5 protein-coding genes and 3 pseudogenes are annotated in these 4,879 nt (G+C 58.6%); 6 read left to right on the forward strand and 2 right to left on the reverse strand.

The genetic code is table 11. From position 1 onward, the window contains the following. Positions 1 to 84: 84 nt before the first annotated feature. Positions 85 to 228 (forward strand): annotated as a pseudogene (locus AC5ZFO_RS47055) (IS110 family transposase); the annotation flags it as partial. 134 nt (positions 229 to 362) lie between these two features. On the opposite strand, the pseudogene AC5ZFO_RS47060 reads toward AC5ZFO_RS47055, so the two are convergent. Then, positions 363 to 485, reverse strand: a pseudogene (locus AC5ZFO_RS47060) (transposase); the annotation flags it as partial. A gap of 668 nt (positions 486 to 1,153) precedes the next feature. Here AC5ZFO_RS47060 and AC5ZFO_RS47065 point away from each other — a divergent pair. From AC5ZFO_RS47065 to AC5ZFO_RS47075, 3 genes are read left to right on the forward strand one after another with little or no spacing between them, the layout of a single operon-like run. Further along, the gene (locus tag AC5ZFO_RS47065) at positions 1,154 to 1,288 is read left to right on the forward strand and encodes a hypothetical protein (RefSeq protein ID WP_496124138.1); all 135 of its coding nucleotides are present in this window, start codon (positions 1,154 to 1,156) and stop codon (positions 1,286 to 1,288) included. A 42-nt stretch (positions 1,289 to 1,330) separates the two neighbouring features. Further along, a complete protein-coding gene (locus AC5ZFO_RS47070) occupies positions 1,331 to 1,564 on the forward strand; it encodes a hypothetical protein (protein WP_496124139.1) in 234 nt (77 codons plus the stop codon). A gap of 55 nt (positions 1,565 to 1,619) precedes the next feature. Next, a complete protein-coding gene (locus tag AC5ZFO_RS47075) occupies positions 1,620 to 1,781 on the forward strand; it encodes a hypothetical protein (protein WP_496124140.1) in 162 nt (53 codons plus the stop codon). Here AC5ZFO_RS47075 and AC5ZFO_RS47080 read toward each other — a convergent pair. Further along, positions 1,767 to 2,558, reverse strand: coding sequence for an acetoacetate decarboxylase family protein (locus AC5ZFO_RS47080; RefSeq protein ID WP_283023211.1), 792 nt, complete (start codon positions 2,556 to 2,558; stop codon positions 1,767 to 1,769). The genes AC5ZFO_RS47075 and AC5ZFO_RS47080 overlap by 15 nt on opposite strands. Positions 2,559 to 3,650: 1,092 nt before the next feature. Between AC5ZFO_RS47080 and AC5ZFO_RS47085 the strand changes: the two genes are divergently transcribed. Together AC5ZFO_RS47085 and AC5ZFO_RS47090 are read left to right on the forward strand one after the other, a co-directional pair. After that, entirely contained in the window at positions 3,651 to 4,409 is a 759-nt protein-coding gene (locus AC5ZFO_RS47085; RefSeq protein WP_126262244.1) for a glucose 1-dehydrogenase, read from the forward strand. Positions 4,410 to 4,593: 184 nt separating this feature from the next. Further along, positions 4,594 to 4,879: pseudogene (locus tag AC5ZFO_RS47090) on the forward strand (transposase); the annotation flags it as partial.

Genomic DNA, 4,879 nt, shown 5'->3' on the forward strand with positions numbered 1-4,879 from the left:
CGAGCTTGGTGAGTGCCCTATGCATCAGACGCGCATCAGTCGGATGCGCAACGGCCTTGGGCTGCACCGTGGTATCGCCGATTTTCGTTGGAGCTCAGCCGCTCTATTTGGCTGATAACCTCGTCGTCGCCAGGAAACGGTGAGAAGATGTCGAAACATTCGGTGTCAGCTGGAGACCTGGCCGGGTTGTTCACGCTGTTTTCGAAGCTGCGGATGCGGTGCCCGCTACTAAGATCAATCTCGATGATGCCCAGGCTCTTCCGTCGACGCGCCGCCGTCGTCGTCAATGGCGCTTCGGCCACTTCCCGCGGCGGCACAGACGGCCCAATCTCGACCGGCGCTATACTCGCTTCACCGTGCTTGCAAAGCTCTTTGCGCCACCTGAACAGCTGGCTTACATGAAGGCCAGCCATGCGCGCCACCTCGGAAACAATGGCTCCGGGCTCGAGCGATGCTGCAACAAGCCGTTCCTTCTCATCCTGCAACCACCGGCGCCGCGGCTCCGACCGATGTGATCACCTCCGCCCTCGAAATCGTCATAGCGCTTCTCCTAGGATTACCCCTACGACCTGCAGCGTTCGCGTCCGTCAAACAAGGCGGCCCTCAAACGGAGGAATACCGCTTACAGTCAGTCCCATGCCCGCCCCCTCGAAACGGTCTTGACACTGCAAATATGCCGATGGCCGATGTCGCGGCCAAGCTCGCCGAGCTGGTCGCCATCTAGCCGCCGAGCGAGGCGAACGACGGATTACGACGCCTATCTGAGATCAGAGGAATGGCGCACCAAGGCGGACGCCGTCATTGAGCGCGAGCACGGCCGTTGCCAGCGCTACGGCGACTCGGCGCGGAGGTGCATCACCGCACCTATGCGCGAATTTTCGCGAGCGCCTCGAAGACCTGGAAGTGCTGATGCCACGAGCTGGAGCATGGGCTGTTGTCTGCTGCCGACACTGATCGACAAACACGGAAGCAACAGGCGCATCGTGAGCGGCTTTTTCGCAAACTCTATGCGCCGAACAGGAGGTAAAAAATGGCTGCATTTGACCCGGCAGGACGCTCTCCTCAAGTTCAACCCGCTCGAGGACGCCGAGATGGAGGACATTGCGCCGTCGGTCTGGGACGGTCCGCCTGTTGGCAAGGGTTGTCGGAGGCAATGCGAACGCTCCGCATGCTGCCGCTTCGCGCGGTCGCTGGCTACTGCAGCGCGTGGCCCGCCTATGCCTATGAATGGGAGGACCTGCTCGCGCAGCAGGAGCAAGGCGAGCTGGAAGAGACGCAGCGCATGTAGAACCGGGCGCGGCTGCTTCCGAGCTACAGGGTCGTCACCCGGATGGAAATCGCGATCTATTGGCCCGCGCACTTCCTCGCCCGGGCGGAGCACCTGATGCGCGCGGTCAACCTCGTCGCGCTCGCGCATTCGGTGGAATGCGGTTCCGAATGGGTCGCGGGCGAGCGCGGCGGCTATGCCGACACATGGCGCCAGCGTCACGACAAGGGATGCGAGATCATCGCGCGTGGCCTGCATGCCGACATTGTTGCCGGTGTTCTGATAGCCGCGGACTAGCGCATTCGCGGGTACTACAACAAGCAGCCGAGCAAAAGGTAGGCAATTCGGCGATTTGGCAATCGAGAAGTGGCACATCGGCGGCGTCAGCAAGGAAATCGAGCTGATGGCGCTTCACCACCGCGCCGACATCGCTTTCGTCGGCGTCATCGACTGTCACAGAACACCACCGTCCGGTTGTGGCGCGACGGTCACGATCAGATCACGTGCTTGGTAAGAGAGGGAAACATGGAGTTGCGGTTTCCGACAGGATATCAATGGCCTCGAGCTTGGCGTCATACTCCTCGTATGTGCCGAGCACGGGTTCGCCAAGTGCCAAATTGTGCACGGGATCGACAATCGAGGGTGAGTCGTAAGTTAGGGAGGTAGGTCCAGTAAATTGAACTTCTTCGCCAAGCTCGTCGCGTCGCAATGTTCGCGCGGTGCACCATTTGACGAGTTGCGTTACTGCGCCCTTCCCGCGCTCATTGATGGGGGGCAGATGCCGAACCGAGTAGAAATACGTCCGCGCAGAAAACATCTGTTGCGAACTCGAGCTCATGCGCTGGTCCGGTTGAGCGGTAAGGGTCAGCAGACGCTTGCCAGCTGGACGCTCGAGCGTACCCTGAATTAGACCACCTTCTCTAATCAGAGTAATGTGCGCCAGCTTTTTTGGAGCACCAAGAACCTCTCGCCCCGAGGCGAGCGCTGCATCATTCGTTGTCACGTAAATGTAAGGAATGTAAAAGCCGGTCTCACCGCCGGGATCACGAACTTGAATTCCTGAATAGCACTCCAAGTACGGCCCAACAGTGCTTGAGGAATAGCTCGCGATCCCCACAACGGCGATTGCAGGGCTTGCTTCGGGTACTAATCCCTTCGGTAATAGAGAGGACACCTCGTGCCCCACGCTGAATACAAGGCTTATTGCTTGGCAGCCGAGAAACGCGCTGCCACGGTCTTTGCTCCCACGGTAGAGAGGCGCATCAAGCGGAATACCTTTGACGTCGGGCATCGCATTCCTCCTCGCTCTTGGAGTGTTTGGACGCAATCGAAGATTCAGCTAACTCATCTCACCAAGACTATTCGGTTGTTGAAGCATCCTGAAGAGACTGTGATGCGCAACTTCCAATGCGGCTCGGTGATCCCTCGGCTCATAGATCCGGTGATCGCGATCGTCTTACCGACGACGCATCCAGTTCTGCGCGTTGCACCTCAATTCTGTGCTGCAGAATGAGCTTGACGATTGTGCGTTCATTCCAGCGAAGCGTGCTCACCGACGATGACGATAACTCGGTAGGCCTCTCTATCTGTTGTCTGCAACGTTGATGCCAAGCACCTCATTGGGTGTTATAGGACTCGATCGGCTGAAGAAGTCGAATTGGAGTACGAGAAGGCCGCCGACAACCTTCGCCTCTTCTTCTGTTGCCTTCCCGCTTGTTTGATTGGCGACGCGGAATGTCGAACGTCCGACATGATCAAGCGGGGCATAAACGGATGAGGAGCTCGCATGGCTCAAAGTTGTGGGTGGCTCGACTAAGCCTTGGTAAGTCGAAACGCTATCACTGTGCATGGCCCGAAACGCATGCTAGCGGATACCCAGGTCGCGCGAGAAGGTCGGAACAGCTCCAGCAACTCTGCAAGAGTTGCGTGAGTTTGCATTCGTATCAGATTCTCGGCGCGCCGATTGCACAGGGTGGATACTCCAATTCGCAAGGCTCGGAGAACCTCATGCGTTCTGCGCCCCACTCCCGCGGCCAGCCACGAAGAGCTGCTCAGTACGTGCACCTGCGCGGAACCGGCATTGCGCCGCCTGCAGTCCACGCCCATCTTCCGGAGGAAACTCGGTCGTGAATTGTCGGGCTCAACAAGGTGGCCCAATGTCGCGATGCCAATTCAACCCTCCGACGGTACCGCCTGAGCGGCGGACGCGTGTCCACGACGTGAAATCGTTATCGAGTTGGTTTTCACGCCGAGTTGCACGGCACTACGCACAGCCTTTGGGCATCGCAGCGGGACACAGCAGATCGACCAGGGGGCGATTGACATAGTGCATAGTGGATGTCGCAAAGACCTTGCACCACTACACTGTCGAGGAAGCAAAATTATGGGACGTGTCAGCGAAAAAGTCATTCTGGTGACCGGCGGGGCTCGAGGGATGGGGGCCGCTCATGCGCGCCTGCTGGTAGCGGAGGGAGCTAAAGTCGTGATCACCGATATTCTTCGTAAAGAAGGAGAGGCTTTCGCGGCCGGCCTTGGCACATCCGCGATCTATCTGCGTCAAGACGTCGCTCAGCCAGAGGAATGGCGCCAAGCGATCGCGGCTGCGGAGAGCAAGTTTGGCGCGCTGCATGGCCTCGTCAACAATGCCGGCATAGCCAGTATTGCTCCTATCGAGCAGTTTCCGCTTGAGCAGTGGACGAAGACCCTTGCTGTCAATCTCACCGGTGTATTTTTAGGAATGCAGACTGCCCTGCCGGCCATGCGCCGCGCGGGCGGAGGCTCGATCGTCAACATCTCGTCGGTCGAGGGGCTGAGGGGTAGTGCAGGGCTTCACGCCTACGTTGCTTCCAAGTTCGGCGTGCGGGGCATAACCAAGTCCGCCGCTTTGGAGGCCGCTGCGTCTGGGGTTCGCATAAACTCAGTCCATCCGGGGTTAATCAACACTTGGATGACAAAGGACTTCGATTCTTCCAGTTTTCCCATTCCGCTTGGGCGGGCAGCCGAGCCGCCGGAAGTGTCACAGGCTGTGTTGTTCCTGCTCAGTGACGAGTCCTCTTATCTTACGGGCTCCGAAATCGTCGTCGATGGCGGTCTGACGATCGGCGTCCCGTACAAGTGTCAGGCGCCCGAAAGCATCTTCTGACTAGCAGCTGACCAATTGTCACATAAAGCAAGATCTGACGTTGCGATGTATTACAGCAGTGGGAATGACCTGAGACCCTGACCTTCCTCCAGATTTGGATAGGTGATCTGAGGCCGGCAAACTGGACCATTTTTGGCTAGAGTTTGCGCTGCGTAAATCCACCCGGCTGGGAGGAGCGACGACGATGAAGGCCTCGAAGTTTTCGGACGCCCAGAAGGCGTTCATCCTGAAGCAGGGCAGCGACGGGGGTGCGGTGGCGGAGATCTGTTGCAAGGCCGGGATCAGCAGGCGACCTACTTCAATTGGAGGAAGAAGTATGACGGGCTGCTGCCGACCGAGATGCGCCGGTTGAAGCAGCTCGAGGAGGAGAACGCCAAGCTGAAGAAGCTGGTCGCCGATCTGTCGCTCGACAAGGAGATGCTGCAGGACGTGATCCGCCGAAATGTATGGTCTGCCCCGCCTGTGCAAGG

It is taken from the genome of Bradyrhizobium sp. Unk1, from assembly GCF_059512345.1.